13 protein-coding genes and 1 riboswitch are annotated in these 17582 nt (G+C 43.7%); of the genes, 5 read left to right on the top strand and 8 right to left on the bottom strand.

What is annotated here, in order from left to right; translation table 11 throughout:
- Positions 1 to 214: 214 nt before the first annotated feature.
- Entirely contained in the window at positions 215 to 1522 is a 1308-nt protein-coding gene (locus T546_RS0103435; protein ID WP_026890412.1) for a sensor histidine kinase, read from the bottom strand.
- Complete coding sequence (locus T546_RS0103440) at positions 1519 to 2241, bottom strand: LytR/AlgR family response regulator transcription factor (RefSeq protein WP_026890413.1); 723 nt, start codon at positions 2239 to 2241, stop codon at positions 1519 to 1521. The genes T546_RS0103435 and T546_RS0103440 overlap by 4 nt, the downstream gene beginning before the upstream one ends.
- Before the next feature lie 490 nt (positions 2242 to 2731).
- Here T546_RS0103440 and T546_RS0103445 point away from each other — a divergent pair, with 490 nt between their 5' ends.
- Genes T546_RS0103445 through T546_RS22765 form a run of 3 tightly spaced genes read left to right on the top strand, consistent with a single transcriptional unit; the run spans position 2732 to position 4911 of the window.
- On the top strand, positions 2732 to 3637 hold the full coding sequence (locus T546_RS0103445; RefSeq protein WP_026890414.1) for a helix-turn-helix transcriptional regulator: 906 nt from the start codon (positions 2732 to 2734) through the stop codon (positions 3635 to 3637).
- A gap of 60 nt (positions 3638 to 3697) precedes the next feature.
- Complete coding sequence (locus T546_RS0103450) at positions 3698 to 4405, top strand: AlkZ-related protein (RefSeq protein ID WP_026890415.1); 708 nt, start codon at positions 3698 to 3700, stop codon at positions 4403 to 4405.
- A gap of 26 nt (positions 4406 to 4431) precedes the next feature.
- Positions 4432 to 4911 (top strand): pyridoxamine 5'-phosphate oxidase family protein, encoded by a 480-nt coding sequence (locus T546_RS22765; protein ID WP_051629582.1) that lies wholly within the window; start codon positions 4432 to 4434, stop codon positions 4909 to 4911.
- Here T546_RS22765 and T546_RS24940 read toward each other — a convergent pair.
- Positions 4867 to 5193 (bottom strand): DUF4280 domain-containing protein, encoded by a 327-nt coding sequence (locus tag T546_RS24940; protein WP_084326136.1) that lies wholly within the window; start codon positions 5191 to 5193, stop codon positions 4867 to 4869. The two genes, T546_RS22765 and T546_RS24940, sit on opposite strands and share 45 nt — an antisense overlap.
- Before the next feature lie 156 nt (positions 5194 to 5349).
- Positions 5350 to 5868, bottom strand: coding sequence for a flavin reductase family protein (locus tag T546_RS0103465; RefSeq protein ID WP_026890417.1), 519 nt, complete (start codon positions 5866 to 5868; stop codon positions 5350 to 5352).
- A gap of 137 nt (positions 5869 to 6005) precedes the next feature.
- Here T546_RS0103465 and T546_RS0103470 point away from each other — a divergent pair, with 137 nt between their 5' ends.
- The gene (locus tag T546_RS0103470) at positions 6006 to 6470 is read left to right on the top strand and encodes a TspO/MBR family protein (protein WP_026890418.1); all 465 of its coding nucleotides are present in this window, start codon (positions 6006 to 6008) and stop codon (positions 6468 to 6470) included.
- A gap of 97 nt (positions 6471 to 6567) precedes the next feature.
- Here the strand turns inward: T546_RS0103470 and T546_RS0103475 are convergent, their stop codons facing one another.
- The 4 genes from T546_RS0103475 to addB form a co-directional block, all read right to left on the bottom strand.
- Complete coding sequence (locus T546_RS0103475) at positions 6568 to 7962, bottom strand: NCS2 family permease (protein WP_026890419.1); 1395 nt, start codon at positions 7960 to 7962, stop codon at positions 6568 to 6570.
- Positions 7963 to 7992: 30 nt separating this feature from the next.
- Positions 7993 to 9273, bottom strand: a complete 1281-nt coding sequence (locus T546_RS0103480; protein ID WP_026890420.1) for an amidohydrolase family protein — start codon at positions 9271 to 9273, stop codon at positions 7993 to 7995.
- Between the two features lie 142 nt (positions 9274 to 9415).
- A riboswitch (purine riboswitch) is annotated at positions 9416 to 9511 on the bottom strand.
- Between the two features lie 277 nt (positions 9512 to 9788).
- Complete coding sequence (gene addA / locus T546_RS0103485) at positions 9789 to 13484, bottom strand: helicase-exonuclease AddAB subunit AddA (RefSeq protein ID WP_026890421.1); 3696 nt, start codon at positions 13482 to 13484, stop codon at positions 9789 to 9791.
- A complete protein-coding gene (gene addB, locus T546_RS0103490) occupies positions 13462 to 16905 on the bottom strand; it encodes a helicase-exonuclease AddAB subunit AddB (RefSeq protein WP_026890422.1) in 3444 nt (1147 codons plus the stop codon). The genes addA and addB overlap by 23 nt, the downstream gene beginning before the upstream one ends.
- Positions 16906 to 17063: 158 nt before the next feature.
- Between addB and T546_RS0103495 the strand changes: the two genes are divergently transcribed.
- Positions 17064 to 17504 (top strand): FMN-binding protein, encoded by a 441-nt coding sequence (locus tag T546_RS0103495; RefSeq protein ID WP_024836852.1) that lies wholly within the window; start codon positions 17064 to 17066, stop codon positions 17502 to 17504.
- The last annotated feature ends 78 nt before the right edge of the window (positions 17505 to 17582 follow it).

Here is a 17582-nt window from a genome sequence, read left to right on the forward strand (position 1 = left end):
ATTGATCTAACACACCTTTGTTTTTGTTTTTTACTTCTTACAATATACTATAAAAAACGACAAAAAAACCGTTTACGTATGAAATAGCGTGTTATATGTAACTTTTGGTCATAATATGTATTATTTTGTCATATACAAGGCAATAACTGAAACTTTTTTCTTTTTCCGGCATGAAAATAGGAGGCAGCTGTATCAGCCTTACCTCCCACCTATCTTATTCTTTTTTAGGTTCGTATAAAATTGCCTTCAACGTAAACTGCTCGTCCTCACCTTCAGTCATCAGGGCACCGTGATACCGTTCTGTCACCTTTTTCATGGACCTGATTCCAAGACCATGGACTCCTTCTGTTTTTCTGGTCTTAAGCCTTCCCTCTTCGTCCATTTTAAGCTCATCTGCAAACTTGTTTCTGACACACAAAAGCAGGCAGCCTCTCTCATATTTCATATCCACCCGCATATCCCGGCTCTCTTCTTCCACGTAATCCAGGGCTTCTACTGCATTGTCAAAGGCATTACCAAGAAGGATGCACAAATCTGTATCCTCAATGTTCAGCTCTTTCGGAACCTTGATTCTGGTATCCAGCTTGATTTTCTTCGCCTGGGCTACCCGGTATAAATGATTGACCAGTGAATCTACCACCAGATTTCCTGTCCACTCCTCTAAATGCTCCTTTTTTGATGTTTCTCCAATCATCTCATCAAGGACTGCCATCAGCCTGTCCATCTCTTCTTTCTTGGCCAATTCGTGTATGTATATCAGCTTCTGCTTCATATCATGACGCTTTGTCTGGAGTTCTATGGTTTCCTGGGCTTCAAGTTGTTTTTGCTTTTTAAATAGTTCCAATTGTTTGATATACATGCACTCATTTTTCTTAATCCTCGCTTCCTCTACCCGAAGCAGATATGCAGGGTACACCAAAAGATTCAAAAGTATCATGCCAGATGTGCCTAAAAGAAGCCAAAAGAGCATGTTACCACCCTGAAACACAGAATGCTCGGCTATCATATAAAATGCAAAATATACGGTCATCAAAGCGGTAAAAGGAAGAAGAAATGAGAGTCCCTGAGCAGGCAGATTGCCTATATTTCCTTTTGCCTTTATGTACCTTCGTATTCCCAGAATCAAAGAAAACAGGCACAGCTTAGAAAGCCACATAGCAGTCACTGTCCCGTCAGCCTCTCCTCCCAGAAACAGCCTCGTTCCCAGCAGAAAAAACATGTCCATAAGCTCCCACAGCGCTGCAAAAAGTGCTGAAAAGGTCACCTGGTTCCAGATCGCTGAAGTATAGCCAACGATTCCAACCAGACCAATGACAGCAAAGGAACCAAACAAGTAATAAATTGGTAAATCTCCGGCCAGATAAAGCCTTCCATACATCTGCCATAAAAAGAAAAGCAGCCATCCTGCTGCCTTTCTAAATCCGCTTCTTTTTGTAAGGAACGTATCTAAGTACAGCTTCATGATCCATACACTAAATAGCGAAAATAATACGCTGGCAGTAATTCTCATCCCCTCGTTCATACATGGCACCAATCCATTACATCATATAAATTGACTTCCACCTCTTTTCTGCGGCTTCTGCTTATAGGAAGACAGATTCCATCCATTAATTCCACAATATCCGCAGAAAATCTGGAAATTCGCCAGTAGTTAACTAAATATGACTTATGGATACGCACAAAGCGCATCTTTTGACTTCTTAATTCCTCTTCAATGGTCTCCAGATTCTTATAGAGCCTGTAACGTCCGCCTTCCCAGACGATCTCCGTCATTCTTCCTTTGCTTTCAAAGTAAATGACCTCTTTTAAAAGTACCTTATAATCAGACCGGTCATAGCGGAAACGATAAAACTGATCCTCCGTTCCGATCATCCCTAAAATATGATGAAACGTATCCGTAAATTCTGCCTTACATAGCGGTTTTACAAGAAAGCCAATGGGAGCAGCGAGAAATGCTTCCTTCATATAGCTTTCATGAGACGTTACAAAAACCAGCTGCACGGTACGGTCCATCTCCCTGATTCTTTTTGCTGCACACATGCCGCTTAAATGCTGCATCTCGATATCCATAAAAATAATATCAAAACGCTTTCCTTTCATCACTGCCCTTACAATCTCTTCCCCGTCTGCATAGGCATCGACCTCCAATTTCACCCCGGTCTCCTCCCCTAATTCCAGCAGATATTTCTCCATTTCCCACAGCAGCAGACGGTCATCATCGCAGACTCCAATTTCCAACATAGTCTTACCTCCCACTATTCTGTATTGTTTAAAAGAACCTTATATTTTCACATGCTAGCCTCTGATTTTATGGATTATAGGTTTTTTTATAGATTTTACGAAAGTGCTGACACACTGTTAAGATTTTCAGAATTCACAGTTCCATCTTTTCATACAAACAGATCTCATGGATACTTTTTACCATTGCTTCTCTTACAGCACGCTTTTCACAGCACGGTTCTTCGTCAGCATCCCATAGAAATCAATGTAATTTTGTTACAAACTTAAGTATTTATATCTTTTTTAGCATATAATGAAAACCGACATTTTTCAACCCAAATGCTAAAATTATACACTTTGACTGCCAAAATTTGCATGTAATCTTTTGTCATCTATGCTCCGAAAAAACTTTGTTTCACCTTTTATACAATCTATTGTATAATAAGCTTTAATAATATTATATTTACTTGTAAAAACCTGTTTTACAGGAAGAAAAAGGAGTCAGAAAGCGATGAAACTTGACCGGCTGCTGGGAATATTGACCACTCTGCTAAAAAACGACAAGGTGACAGCTCCTTATCTGGCTGAGAAATTCGAAGTATCCAGGCGCACCATTAACCGTGATATCGAAGCTTTATGCCAGGCAGGGATTCCTGTCATCACACAACAGGGAAGCGGCGGCGGTATCTATATCGCAGAGGGGTACAAGCTGGATAAAAGCCTATTGACCCCAGACGAGCTCTCCGGGATCATAGCCGGCTTAAAAGGCATGGGAAGCGTCATGGACCAGTCTTATATGGAACAGACACTTGATAAATTATCTGCCGGTAAGGAAAAGTCGGTGCCCTTACAGGAGCCTGTTGTCATTGATCTGGCCTCCCATTATAAAGGAAGCCTGACAGAAAAAATCCGGCTGATTAAAACGGCTGTTCTGGAATCACATCTTGTGGAATTTGACTATTATTATGAAAAGGGAATTAGCCGCAGGCAAGTAGAGCCATACCTTGTCGTTTATCAGTGGACTTCCTGGTATCTCCTTGGCTACTGCCGGGAGAGAAAAGACTGGCGGCTATTTAAGCTCATGCGTCTGTGGGATCTTCATGCTTGTAAGGAAACCTTTCTTCCAAGAGAGATCCCGGAGGATAAAAGAAATTTAAGTGATACGCTTCCAGATGATAAACCTTTAGTGGCCCTATTCCATCCTTCCGTCCGTTATCAGCTCATTGAAACCTATGGCCCTCACTGCTATAAGGAAACAAAGGAAGGTCTTTTGCGCCTTGAAATCGGGTATACTAACCGGGAATATACGATATCATGGCTTCTTGGCTTTGGAGAAAAGGTAACAGTACTAAAGCCACTCGATCTGGCAATGGAAATAAAAGAGATTGCTTTAAAAATAATTGAGAATTATAAATAGAACAGGACATACTGCTGTCATGTTTCCCGTGGTATGATCATGAAAAAGGAGGGAGTTCATTTGATTCATCGTGAAATCAGAAGCTACGAAGATTTTTTAGAAACCTTATTGGAAGCCGGTTTTTCCATGGGGGGAGGAAACAGCGAAGGAATCTATTCCATTATAGACTGGGGGTGGAATCAGTCGCCCCCATATGAGACACCAATAACCTGGCACACTGGAAACCGGGAGACAGATCCCTGGGAATGGAGAATCCGTGTTTTAGATGAGCGTAATGACATCGCTTATTCCAAGCTGTTCTTTAAGAAAAGCGGATTTATAACAAGAGACTGGGCTCCTCTATTCCTTGCTGTCCGCAGAAATGGCAGGACTTTGAAGGAAGAATTTAGGGACGGGCTTATCAGCAGCCCTGCAAAAAAGATTTATGAAACCATTGTAGAGCATATCTCATTGCCTCTCCATTCCATTAAGGAGCTTGCCGGTTTTGGGAAAGAAGACAAGTCTCTGTTTGACCGTTCCCTGGTGGAATTACAGATGAAGCTGTATGTGACCATGTGCGGCAGAAAGCAGAAGCGATCCCTAAAGGGAGAGGAATACGGCTGGTCTTCCACTGTTTTCTGTACCACAGAAAGCTTTTGGGGAGCAGATGTTTTTGAGGAAGCAGCAAAGCTTAAGAAAGAGGACGCAATGGAGCAGATTACAGAGCAAATTTTACTCCTTAATCCAAACGCCGACTCTAAGAAAATAAATAAATTCATAAAGGGATAATTTTCATAGAAATTATGGAGGTGGGTATGAAAGAAGATATTATAAAAAAAGCAGAAGCTATCATTCAACAAAATACGGTACACTCCGGACCGGAAGGCTCTATTCCTTACTGTGTCCTGGCTCTGATGGATAAGAATGGCGGTCCTACGGCTTCCACAATTACACCATCAAAAGCTCAGGGAATCCAGTCGATCAGCTTTTGTACCGGTCTTGGGAGCACTAAGGCAAAACGGGTTTTCGACTGTTCCAAAGCCAGTGTATGCTTTAATACCGGGGGCGACTATAACATCACCTTAACCGGCTGGATGGAAGTTTCAACAGCTCCTGACATCCGGCATGAGATGTGGTATTCCGGGATGGGAGACCACTTTCATGGGCCAGATGATCCCGGTTACTGCGTCCTGATCTTTCACACCACGGGCTACAACTTATGGATAGACTGCCAGGAAGCAGCGGGAGAATTAAAGGTTGTTAAGGCGAATGACTCCGCCGCACAAACAGGATAAGACACATTGATCGGACAGGGCTGCATCTCCATTTATCTTAACTTTATTATCTTTTACCATCCATGGAATTAAGACCACCGGAACACACGGCTGGGGTGGCGTCATCCTTGTACACGTGCCAAAAGAGGTGATATTGGTTCCAGGTTTATAATCCATGACAGTAAGAAGCCGCCTTCCCCCCTCATCCATACTGCGGCTGGCCGGAACCTTTAAAGGGCTGGAGCAGCTTCCCATGGAGCACGTTAAGGTGATCCCTTCCACTGCCTCAAATTTGTCTTTCATAACAAAATACCTCACTCAGAAAAATATTGTAACACCAAAAGGAAGGGCCGATCATCAGCCCTTCTTTGGTCCTATTACAATATAAACTAAATTTTGAAAAAAGGTGGGATCATGTATAAAATAGCACCCTATATGTAAGAACAGGCAGAAAGAACCTTACAAAGACTTGGAATCATCATCCTTTAAAATCTTTACGATTTCACCAATAAAGCATTGATGATAATCCTTATCCGGATAGTTCTTTCCATCTAAACTCTTATCTACAAAGCCTTCCGGATCAATGCCCTGCTTAAACAGCTTACGGCAGATGAGCACAAGCTTTGCTTCTTTAAAGTAGGGAGCATCTCCGTCGAATAAGGGAGTAAGGCCCGTTTCTTTTTCCTTATCCACATCGCGGCCGGAATGGGAACCGCAATAACCAAGAGCTTTCCGGTAGGTTTCATCAAAAAAGCTTAAGGTATAATAATCCTCCCGGTCCACAAATTCCAGGGTGTATCTTTGCGGGCGAAGTACAATGCTTGTTACCGGTTTCCCCCACATGACTCCGATTCCGCCCCAGCTGGCAGTCATCATATTATAGCCATTTTCATTACCGGCACAAACAAGCATCCAGTCCTCTCCGATCAATGTGAGCGGATCTAATTTACATTGGTTTAGTTCTACTTCTCTTAACATAATACCCTCCATTGTTCTTGATCTTTGAATTGGTTTTATCCTATTATAGCATAGAAAAAGAAACAAAATACCTACTTTTAGGATAATCTGTTTATATGAAGAATAAGATATTATCAAAGATATACAGGAGGCTGCCTATGAATGCAAACAAAAGAAAGCTTTTGGCCTTTATCATACTTCCCCTGGCTGTCGGAGCAGTCGCAGGGATACTTACTCGAAACAGCATGACTACTTACAACTCCTTAAACCAGCCTGCTCTTTCTCCTCCTGGCTGGCTGTTCCCAGTGGTCTGGACTATTTTATACATACTCATGGGAGTCAGCTCCTATTTAGTTGCCACCTCTCCCTCTCCAAAGAAACGGGAAGCCCTCATGCTTTATGCCCTCCAGCTGTTCCTTAATTTTATCTGGAGCCCCATTTTCTTTGGTCTTGGAAATTACGTTCTGGCATTCCTAGTCTTAATTGTTTTGTGGTATGTGGTATTTAAGATGATCCGCATCTTTTTCCGGGTGGATCCCTCAGCTGCACTTTTGCAGATTCCCTATCTTTTGTGGCTTACTTTCGCCGCATATTTAAACCTGGCCATAATCTTTTTAAACTAAGTGACAAATAAAAAGCCGGAGGCAATACTACGAAAAAAGCGTAAGTTTTTTCCGTAATACTGTCTCCGGTTATTTTTATCTTAAGATCATTGATCTCCTAGATCAATATATACTTTAGAACAAACAGAACCGCCAGAATATACATCAGGGTACTGATCTTCTTCTCTTTGCTCTTTCCTGTAACAACATTAATGATGACATAGGAAATGACTCCCATGGAGATACCTTCAGAAATGCTGTACATAAACGGCATGGCAACGATGGTAATATAAGCTGGAATCGCCTCTGTAAAATCATTGAAATCAATCTTTACAATGGAAGTCAGCATTAAGAATCCTACCACGACCAGAGCCGGTGCCGTCGCAAAGGACGGAATCGCCAGGAAGATGGGAGATAAAAACAGGGATAGTCCAAACAAAATACTGGCTACGACTGCTGTAAGTCCTGTTCTTCCGCCTTCTGCCACACCTGCTGCACTTTCAACGAATGCAACCACTGTGGAGGTTCCAAATACAGCACCTGCGGTTGTTGCAATGGCATCTGATAAGAGAGAGCCTTTGACGTTAGGAAGTCTTCCGTCCTTATCAAGCATGTTCGCTTTTGATGCAACTCCAATGAGAGTTCCCAGGGTATCAAATAAATCAACGAACAGGAATGCAAACATGACAACCAAAAAGTCCAGGGAAAATACTCTGGAAAAATCCATCTTCATAAAAGTAGGAGCCATGCTTTTAATTCCGAATCCAGCACTTAAATCCGGGAATACACTGAACATGCCAAGCTCTGGATTTGGCTGATAGAGACCAGTCGCTTCACAGATCATTCCAAGAATCCAGGTAAATAAAATTCCCCATAACATGTTGCCCTTTACATTCTTAATTACTAGTATCGATGTAACAAGAATACCGATGATTGCAAGTAAAACAGTAATACCAACGGTATGGAAGGTTCCATCTGTAAAAGAATGTTTAAATGAATAAAAGGAAACAAGAGTGGAGCTGTCTACAACAATTTTAGCATTCTGCATTCCGATAAATGCAATAAACAGACCGATTCCTACAGAAACCGCATGCTTTAAATTGATTGGGATCGCATTAAAGATTCCTTCTCTGACACTCGTAAGAGAAAGAACGATAAAGAGCAGACCTTCAATGAATACGGCTGCCAGGGCCATCTGCCAGGTATATCCCATGTTGAGTACTACGGTGTAAGCAAAAAAGGCATTCAGTCCCATACCCGGAGCCAGTACAAACGGATAGTTTGCAAGCCAGGCCATCAAAAGTGTTCCCACCAGGGATGCCAGTGCAGTTGCTGTAAATACAGCACCGCTGTCCATTCCAGCTGCACTTAAGATGCTGGGGTTTACTGCGAGAATGTAAGCAGTTGTCATAAACGTGGTAATACCAGCCACCACCTCAGTTTTTACATCCGTGTGGTTTTGTGACAAGTGGAATGTCTTATCTAAAAAACTTCCCCTATCTTTCGTTGCCATGTTCGTACCTCCTGATGCCGGAACCTACCTTTAAAAGATCCGGCTTCCTTCTGTAAATTTTCCTTTAATATGCCTGTCATCAGACAGGTAAATAAAACGTTCCAGCCTTTCTTTTAAGGAAAGTGGCTGTGGATGAGGCAGATCGCTGTCATCCAGTATCAGAGCATCAAACTCATAGCCTTTTAAAAAGCTTCCAACCTTTCCAAAGAAAGCTCCTCCGCCTAAGGTACCCATGTAAAATGCCTCCTCCATAGTTACCGGCTTTAAGCTTTCATCAAGAAGGCGCCACCTTAATTTAGATACGGAAACAGCATCTACCATGGCACGGAATATGGATTCTCCACTGCCTCCAGCCACATCAGTTCCAAGACCAATGTTCATCTTACGCTCCAGATAAGTTCTCACTGGCGCAATTCCAGAGGACAAATTGGTATTGGACTGAGGACAATGGGCAATAAAGACTCCCTGTTCCTCCATTAGGTCTATCTCCTCATGGGTAGAATAAACGCAATGTGCCATAACGGTCTTAGCAGGTTTGCCAAACAGACCAAACTGGTCGTAGGCATCTCCGTAAAACCTTGAAGTGGGACAAAGCTCCTTCACCCAATGAATCTCACTTTTATTTTCCGACAGATGTGACTGAACCGGTATCCTGTACTTCTTCTGTATCCTTGACAGGCGTTCCATCAACTCATCCGTGCAGCATGGAATAAACCTGGGCGTAAGTATGGGGGTCACATTGTCGTATTTCGACATGACAGACTCCAGCCACTCTATGGTATCCCGTTCCGACTCTTTGGGACTTTTTTCGCAATAATAATCAGGAGAATTCCTGTCCATATTCACCTTTCCCACCATCGTCTTTAACCCGGTCTCTTCCATAAGATCCATTAAAAGCTCCGTGGCCGGACGGTGTATGGTGGCAAAAATGCAGGCTCTTGTCGTTGCACTTTTCTTCATTGTATCGGCAAAAATCTGATAGGCTTTTTTCGCATAATCCAGATCCTTGTACTTGGCTTCTTCCGGAAACGTGTTGGTATTCAGCCAGTCCAAAAGCTCCAGATCCATATTAAGCCCGCGGAATGAAAACTGGGGGGCGTGAATGTGAAGGTCCACAAGACCGGGAATGATAAGCATATCTCCCCAGTCCGTAAGGGGAAGGGCTTTAAACTGCTCTGGCAGCTCTTTATAAACACCTTCTGTTTTTCCTTCCAGACATACCAAATACCCTTGTTCCATTGTCCGTAACAGATGGATATCCTCACTGTAGCATATGTTTCCTTTTAAGACAAAATTTTTTTGTTCAGCCATAAAACCTCCTGCTCTGCTATCCATAAAATACAATACGGCAGTTTCCATTGCAGCGTGTTTGTTCCATGCGCAATAAAAAACCACCGTTTTTCTCTATCCTCCTGCGCACGCACCACAAATCACAGCCAACAAGGGCTGTGCCGTAATCCATGCGAAAACTTATAGACAACTATTCCGGTAGCTGGTAGAAACACTCAACCAATTATGAGCATATATAAGCTTCATTGATACTGTAACCAATTAAATTTTGTGATCTCTGACAGGTGAACTATAACATATTGTAAAACTATTTGTCAACGCTATTTTTATTCTTGTTCACTTCCTATATTATTGCTGATTCTTTATCCATTATCAGCAATTATCTGTCAATTATTCCCTAGAAATTGCGTTTCATAATAATACTTCTATCCAAGATTCTCTGCCAGATTTTATACCCGCTTAAGTTATGCCGGATTGCTGTTTCTTATTATACTGCTTTGCCGGTTTTTTATGCTTACCGGCAGAGAATCCTTCCTTTATGAACTGCTTACTATCACTTCTTTTTGCAGGGACAAGGAATAAATAACTGCTTCCTTTACCTTTTTCCCAGTCATCTGCTCCAGAGCCCGGGTATAATAATTAATCTGGACCTGATACCTGTTTTTTAAGATCTCTTCTTCTCCTTCTCTGATGCGGTCCGTTTTATAATCGATTAAAACCAGCCCGTCCTCTTCTTCCATATAAGCATCAATAATACCCTGGACCAAAATAAGCTCATCCGAATCTCCAAGGTCCATTTCTCTTGCAGGAATCCCTATAACGAACTGTTGTTCTTTCTTTAATCTTCCTTCCTTTTGTGCCAGGGACAGCCGTTTTCCAAGAGGAGAGATTAAAAAGTTAAGAAGTATGGTTTCTGACAGAAGGGAAATGCTTTCCTCATCCATACGCTTTTCTCTACGAAAACCATGGATGGCCTCTGAAATCTCTTCCTTTGTATGCACCGCTCCAAAGTTAAGCAGCTCAAGCACACGGTGATAGGCCGTTCCACGGTAAGCACCTCTGACTGCATCCCCCTCCCCTTCCTCTTTTAGGAACATGGGAATGGTAGGCAGAAACTCGCTTTCCTCCTCATCGAGAAACTGTCCCTGCTTTTTAAGCTCTGAAACTGACAGCTTGGTATGAAGTCCTATTTCAGCCGCATGAGGGTATTGGTAGTGAAACGCTGCATGTAACTCCTTTTGAAGCTTCTCATCATAGATTTCTTCGGTATTAAGGGAGAGCAGCCGCTCCTTGGTCAGTTTCTTTCCTGCCTGGCGCTCCACCTCCCGTCCCACCAGTTGAGTCACAGGCAATTCCTTTACAATCAGGCTGCCCGTATCCTGGCCTTCCTCCAAAAGAATGGCTGTATCCGAATACTTCCCGGAAAGACTCATTAGCATCCAGTCTAAATAAGAATCTGCAGTAGAGAGAATGGTAAATGGAATGGCTCCATCTACCCGAAAGACCTCCTGATACCGCTCCATCTTCTTTTCCAGATAACGGTCCAGTCCTGTCATGACCAGCTTTTCCTTGGCCCTGGTCATGGCAACATAGAGAACCCTAAGCTCTTCTCCCATGGCCCCAAGCTCTGTTTTCCGCCGTAAGACATGCTTTTTTAAGGTAGGGGCTTTGATTCGCCGCTCCAGATCCAGATAATCGGTTCCAATCCCAAGGTCGGGATCAATGAGTACTTTTCCGTATGCATCCTGTTTATTAAACTTTTTCCCCATACCCGCTAAGAATACAACGGGAAATTCCAGTCCCTTGCTTTTATGGATGCTCATGACACGAACGGTATTGTCCTCTCCGGACAGGGAAGCCTCTCCAAAATCCGTATCGTATTTTTTAAGATTTTCAATGTAACGGATGAAATGAAACAGTCCGGTGTAGCTGGTTTTTTCATAAGCAGATGCCTTTTCCACCAGCATGGCTAAATTGGCCCTTCTTACTTCTCCGGCTGGCATGGCTGAAACGTAATCATAGTAGCCCGTACCTTCGTATATATCATAGAGCAGCTCATGGATGGATAAATAGGCTGCCTTTGCACGATAGGTCGTCAGCATGTGAGATAATCGCTCCAGTTTCCTATATAAATGAGGATAAGCCATGTCCTCTGCTTCCTCATATTCCAAAAGGTACTGCTGCCAGGCTCCATAGATCCCCCGATCCTGTCCCTTTTTTGCCTTCTTTTTAAAGAGGGCGGTCATGTGGGCCATCTCTTCGTCTGTTACCTCACAGACAGGGGATTTTAACACGGCTGCCAGAGGGATATCCTGCATAGGGTTATCTATGATATTAAGAAGGGAAAGTATCACCTCCACCTCAATGGCAGTAAAATAACCGGTTTTTCTTTCCGCATAAGCTGGAATTCCCTCGTTCATCAATACGTTTACGAAATCCTCTGCCCAGCCGCTTAAGCTTCTTAGCAAAATGACCATGTCTCCATACTGCGCCGTCCGATAACCACCCCCGCCGCCTAAATTCTTATCAAAGACCATAAGCCCGGTTTCCGGATGAACGAATTCGCGAATCCTGGCAGCGATAGCCTTTGCCTCCAATTCCCGGCTGGTAAACTCTCCGCCATCCTCATCAAGCTTCTTTAAGAGATCGCCTTCCGCATGAATCATCATAAGCTCCGGCTTTTCTCCTATCCTGCCTTCCCTTTCCGGGTAAAAGGCTCCGGGGTGAAGAGCGGTATCTCTGGTATAACGAATATTTCCCAGATTCTTTGTCATAATCTGGTAAAACACTTCATTGATTCCGGTAAGAACCTCATTTCTGCTTCGGAAATTCTGATGAAGCTCTATTTTCTGGTATAATCCCTCTTCCTTTTGGTAGGACTCGTATTTATCCAGAAAGAGCTGAGGTCTTGCCAGACGGAACTGATAGATGCTCTGCTTCACATCTCCTACCATAAACACATTGGGCGTGCCGAACCGCTCCCTTGATATACTGGTGATTAAAGCCTCCTGAACATCGTTGCTGTCCTGGTATTCGTCCACCAAAATCTCAACGAACTGCTTGCTTAACTCATCGGCTGCATCGGATGGAATTCTCTCATTCCCCTCCTGCTTTAACAGGATTTCAAGGGCATAATGCTCTAGGTCATTAAAATCCACCAGATTCTTCTCCCGCTTTTTCTCCTGATACCTTCTGGCATATTCTAGAGCAAGATCAAGGAGCATGGATACGGCTTCTCTGGTTCCCTTTATGTCTGAGAGAACTTCATCCGGGGACTCAAAGCAGTAAAGATCAGAAAGCTTTGAAACCGCCTTTTTCACACGGTCCCTGATTCCTGTTACATAAGCCTTTTTCTCAGGATCAATGTCTTTTTTCCGAATGGAGGCCAGACGGTCAAAGGAGACCTCCTTTAACTCCCTGTTAAATGCCTCATAATTTACTGCGTCCAAAAGCCGTTTTAACAGGCGCCTATCACTGATCATCATAGGAAGATAAGCCTCCGGCCCATTTTCTTCCTCACACACCTCTGCGGCTCGTTCTATCTGGCTTATTAATTCAGAAATCTGAAGGTTCACATCATGCATGAGAAATCTCATCCATTCCGTTTCCATCATTCCTTCCATGTCATCAGCCAAAAGCTCTGCCCGACAGCGGTCAATCCATTCCCCCGGCCACGGATTGCTTTGGGAAAAGGTATAAACCTGCATGATATAATCTTCAATGCCGTAATCCGTCTTTCCAGTGGCATAGGTCTCCACAAACTGTTCAAAACGAGGGTCTGCTGCCTCATAAAAATCTTCCAGCATCTCCTTCATCACATCTGCCCGAAGGAGAATAAGCTCCCCTTCATCTCCCACCCGGAAAGCAGGATCAATGTCCAGCTTGTTGTAATGCTCTCTTATAAGTCCAAGACAAAAGCTGTCAATGGTCGTAATCTGAGCATAAGGAATCATGGCAGCCTGTATCTGCAGATGAGTGTTGTCCGGGTGCTCCATAAGCTTTTCATCTACCGCTTTTAAGACACGTTCCCGCATCTCATCTGCCGCTGCCTTTGTAAAGGTCATGACTAAAAGCTGATCGATTTTTAAAGGCTCTTCCCCTTCTGTGATCATACGGATAATTCGTTCCACCAAAACGGCTGTCTTACCGCTTCCTGCTGCCGCTGAGACAAGAAGATTCCTGTTTCTGCTTTCAATGACCGCTTTTTGCTCATCCGTCCAGCTGATCGCCATCGTCCTTAGCCTCCTTTTCGCCTTCAATAACCGGCCATATTTCTTCTGATTTCAGTGCCTTAAACTTGCGGTAGCCATATCCTTCCGTCTTTAGGTCAAAGCCACAGACAGCATGATAAGGACAGTAATCGCAGGCACTTCTGTTTCCCTGCTTATAAGGCTTTACATCAATGACACCGTCTAAAATCTCCTGACCCTCTGTTTTCAGCTTCTCCTGCACGAACTGGCGGAGAGCTTTGAACCGGTTCCCCCCGGCAACTGAGGACCTTGCTTCCTGTATGATGCCATTTTTCATGGCAACGGGTATGACATCAGACTCTGTCTCAATCTCCCGGTCCAGATGGGAAATGGAGTTTAATTCCGTGTTGACAAGACCGTTCATGCGTAGCTGCTTTAACATCCTTTGGTCTATCTGAGAGTCTGTCATATTACCTTCCTTGTCCACCACAGGATCGCCGATGTTATAATAGAAGATTCCCGCAGGAATTACCTGTTTTTCCGGTCTGTGCCTCTCCTCCATTTCAAGTGCCGCATCCATATAGACTACAAGCTGGAGCTGCAATCCATAGAACAGAGAAGTTAAGTCAAAGGCCGTGCTGCCTGATTTATAATCGATGATCTTTACATACACTGCGTCATCGTCCTCACAAAGATCCAGCCGGTCAATTCTTCCCCGCAGGTGGATGGCTTCCTCTCCGGAGAGGGGAATGCGCATAGCCTTTAGATGATCGGAGGCAGAAAAAGATACTTCAAATCCAACGGGGACAAAGTCACCTTTCTTTAGCTGTTCGGTCAATGCCCACATGGTTCGGTCCGTAATCCGCTCTACCTTTCCCGCCAGATAAGCATTTCTGGCTGAACTTTTAAGAATGGTATTTCCGTATTCACTGGTCACGAGAGAAACACATTCATGAACCAGTGCTTTTCGCTCCTCCTCGGACAATGTCTTAAAATCCTTTCCTTCCTCCTTGATCTTCTGAAAGCATAAATCAATGGAATCATGAAACAGATTTCCAATATCCATAGCTGCCAGCTCATACTCCTGCCGCTCCATTAACTCCAGACCGTAATTTAAGAAATGAGCATAAGCGCAGGAAGCATACTGCTCCATTCTAGTGACACTTCCGCTGATGACCGAGCCGTAAAGAGCTCTGGCTGCCACCTTTCCGATTCCCTTTTCCTCGTAAGTATAAAAGGCGGCATCTAAAAGCTTTTTCCCTTCCTCACTGTAACGGTCCGATAAAAGAAATGCCTTAAAAAGCTCCAGGAACCGGTCGTTCTCTCCATTCATCCGGTATTCCCGAAGTCCATGGAGGAGAGAATCCTTTGCCTCTCTCATGGACAGAGGAACCTGGTCCTTTTGAGGTATGGATTCTGTCAGCCCCGGGAACAGCTTTTTCAGCTCTCCAATGAGAGTGGACGGGCGAAGGCTCTTTCCTGATCCATCCATGGCGGAATAAGATAAGCAAAGCTCCTGCTCCGGCTTTGTGAGGGCCAGATAAAGATAAAATCTCTGTCGAAAGCCCTCTTCCTTGCTTGTGGGTGCCAGCTCAATAGCCTGTGTTCCTAAAAATTCTCTCTCCCTGTCCGTAAACAGGCTGCTCTTTTCCTTTTTTACCGGTACGATTCCATCATTGACTCCCACAAAAAAGAGTATCTTTACATGGTCAAGCCTTGTTCTGGTAATATCTCCTACCACCACCCGGTCCACGGATGCCGGAATCAGTCCCACTTTTATTTCAGAAAAACCGGCATCCAGGATTTCTCCATACTCTTTCCCGCTTACGTGTTCTTCTCCTAAAAGTCCTGCCAGACGGTCAAATAAATCCATGACTAGGCCATAGACCTGACTGTATTCCTTTGCAAGTATCATTTCTCCCATATCCTTAAACCTGGTTTCATAGGCGAGGAGTTTTTCTTCGATTCCAAGCTCCATTAAAAGCTCTGTAACTGCTGCTGTCATGGTTTTTACGGTGGAATCTTCCTTTCGAAATGCCTCTCTGAGACCTCGTAAGGGGGCAATAATCCTTTCCCGGAATTCATTTATTTCCTCCAGATTAAGCTCCTTGGCTCCCCGGTACCAGCCTTCCCATGTGGAATCCCATTTTTTAAAGCCGCGAATCCCCATGGCAATGACATAATTCTCCAGCCGGTCCGTCTTTTCCTTCTCCTCATCTGAAACGATGAGAGCGGTTCTTACATAGCGGAACACGGATTCATACGTAAAATCCTTTTGTATCATCTGGGTGGCCGCCCGGATTAGCTCAACCATGGGATTTTTTAAAATGCTTTTTTTATCATCCAGAAAGAACGGAATGCCATTTACCTGAAACTGATGAATAATCTCATTGGCATAGCTTCCTAAATCTCCCGTTATCACCGCCATATCCCGATAACGGAGTCCCCTGGTCCGTATGGCTTCTTCCATGGAATGGATCACAAATAAAATCTCTTCGGCTGGATTTAACGCTTTTACCAAACGAATGGATGTAAAGTCCTTTGATACCTTCCCCTTATAACGGTATAGATTCTGCTCCAGAAAATCCAGAGAATTTTCCGTGTTCTCTCCCGCCTGACGGTAACGGACGGCAGGGTGCTCCATGATCAAGATATCCTTTTCTCTTACGGTATTCTCTTCCTCTGCCAGATCATTTAACTTCCATATCATCTGTCGGCTCATGTAAAACAGCTCCTGAACGCCGGTCCGCCTGCTCATGTTCTCCTGGGGATCAATGGTCACGGTGACAATGACCTTTTTGCAAAAACGAAGGAACAGACCTAGAATCCGGTACTGGACCGGAGTAAATCCGGTGTAGCCGTCAAGAGTGATAACACTGTTTTTGATTAACTCTGACTGAGGCAGTACACGGCAGAATACATCAAGGATCTCTTCCGTGGTGATATACTTGTCCTTAATATAATCCTTAAAGCCCTGGTACATCACGGAGATGTCAAACAGCTTCTGTTTCAGCATAGGACTCATGGACTGTGGCAGCTCTTCTTTTAACATATCAGGGGTGACTCCGTACTGATACATCTCAGAAAGCATGGATTTTAACTGGGAGATAAATCCGTTCTTTGACAGATGCTCTTTATAAAGCACCAGCTCTTTTTTCTTTCCGGCGGCGACCTTTCTTAAGACCATGGATTTTCCCATGTCGTCAAGGACCTGGGGATTTTCAATGGCAAGCTCTTCAAAAATTCGGTAAGCCAAACGGTTAAAGCTGACAATATCTATATTCATAACACCATGACGGGGGTGAAGGGTAACAATCTCCTTCTGTGTCTGCATGGTGAACTGTTCTGGTACGATGGCAATATATCTGGTATCCGGATCCTCTATGGACATGCGGATAAGCTCTGTATAAAGGCGGTAGGTCTTTCCTGACCCTGACCCGCCTAAAATAAATTGAAGGGACATCGTCTTTTTGTCTCCTTTTTCTAATCATTCCTATGAAAACAAAACACTTGTTTGCTTATCATCTTAACATAGTTTTCCCCTTACAACAATCAAATCTTAGGCATGAAACACAAATCAAAATAATAGACTATAACAAAACTGTACGGAGGGCTTTTTATATGAGCTCAAAAACAAAAATCGTAGTTTTACGAATGAAAGAAATCATTTACACAGCAATCTTCGTCGGCCTTGGAATACTCCTTATTACTTTGTTTTTAGTCATGTTCCGCCCGAAAAAGGATTCGGTTCCCACGTCTGGTGACGCCGTGCATTATGTTCCTGGGGTCTATACCTCTGCCATAACACTGAACAACCAGGATATTAATGTTCAGGTTACCGTAGATTCCGGAAAGATTGCCTCTGTGAACCTGGTTCCCCTAAGCGAAGCTGTCACAACCATGTATCCGCTCATGCAGCCTGCAATGGAGAACTTATCGGAGCAGATCGTTAAAAACCAGTCCACCAAAAACATCTCCTATCCAACGGAATCCCGCTATACCTCAGGCGTTCTTTTAAAGGCTGTGGATCAGGCGCTTACAAAGGCAGTAAAGGCTGAGTAAGGAGGGATTGTATTTTTTCATTGAAAACTGTATAATGAAAAAATTGGATACATAATTACATGAACGAGGAAAATGAAC

Source organism: [Clostridium] aerotolerans DSM 5434 (genome assembly GCF_000687555.1).
GTDB lineage: Bacteria > Bacillota > Clostridia > Lachnospirales > Lachnospiraceae > Lacrimispora > Lacrimispora aerotolerans.

What these genes read in the sequence shown, in the direction of transcription:
- T546_RS0103440 (WP_026890413.1), bottom strand. Translation starts at nt 2,241, where the DNA reads ATGTTGGAAATTGGAGTCTGCGATGATGACCGTCTGCTGCTGTGGGAA.
- T546_RS0103475 (WP_026890419.1), bottom strand. Translation starts at nt 7,962, where the DNA reads ATGGCAACGAAAGATAGGGGAAGTTTTTTAGATAAGACATTCCACTTG.
- T546_RS22765 (WP_051629582.1), top strand. Translation starts at nt 4,432, where the DNA reads ATGAAAGAAGATATTATAAAAAAAGCAGAAGCTATCATTCAACAAAAT.
- T546_RS24940 (WP_084326136.1), bottom strand. Translation starts at nt 5,193, where the DNA reads ATGAAAGACAAATTTGAGGCAGTGGAAGGGATCACCTTAACGTGCTCC.
- T546_RS0103435 (WP_026890412.1), bottom strand. Translation starts at nt 1,522, where the DNA reads ATGAACGAGGGGATGAGAATTACTGCCAGCGTATTATTTTCGCTATTT.
- T546_RS0103495 (WP_024836852.1), top strand. Translation starts at nt 17,064, where the DNA reads ATGAGCTCAAAAACAAAAATCGTAGTTTTACGAATGAAAGAAATCATT.
- T546_RS0103470 (WP_026890418.1), top strand. Translation starts at nt 6,006, where the DNA reads ATGAATGCAAACAAAAGAAAGCTTTTGGCCTTTATCATACTTCCCCTG.
- T546_RS0103445 (WP_026890414.1), top strand. Translation starts at nt 2,732, where the DNA reads ATGAAACTTGACCGGCTGCTGGGAATATTGACCACTCTGCTAAAAAAC.
- addA (WP_026890421.1), bottom strand. Translation starts at nt 13,484, where the DNA reads ATGGCGATCAGCTGGACGGATGAGCAAAAAGCGGTCATTGAAAGCAGA.
- T546_RS0103480 (WP_026890420.1), bottom strand. Translation starts at nt 9,273, where the DNA reads ATGGCTGAACAAAAAAATTTTGTCTTAAAAGGAAACATATGCTACAGT.
- addB (WP_026890422.1), bottom strand. Translation starts at nt 16,905, where the DNA reads ATGTCCCTTCAATTTATTTTAGGCGGGTCAGGGTCAGGAAAGACCTAC.
- T546_RS0103465 (WP_026890417.1), bottom strand. Translation starts at nt 5,868, where the DNA reads ATGTTAAGAGAAGTAGAACTAAACCAATGTAAATTAGATCCGCTCACA.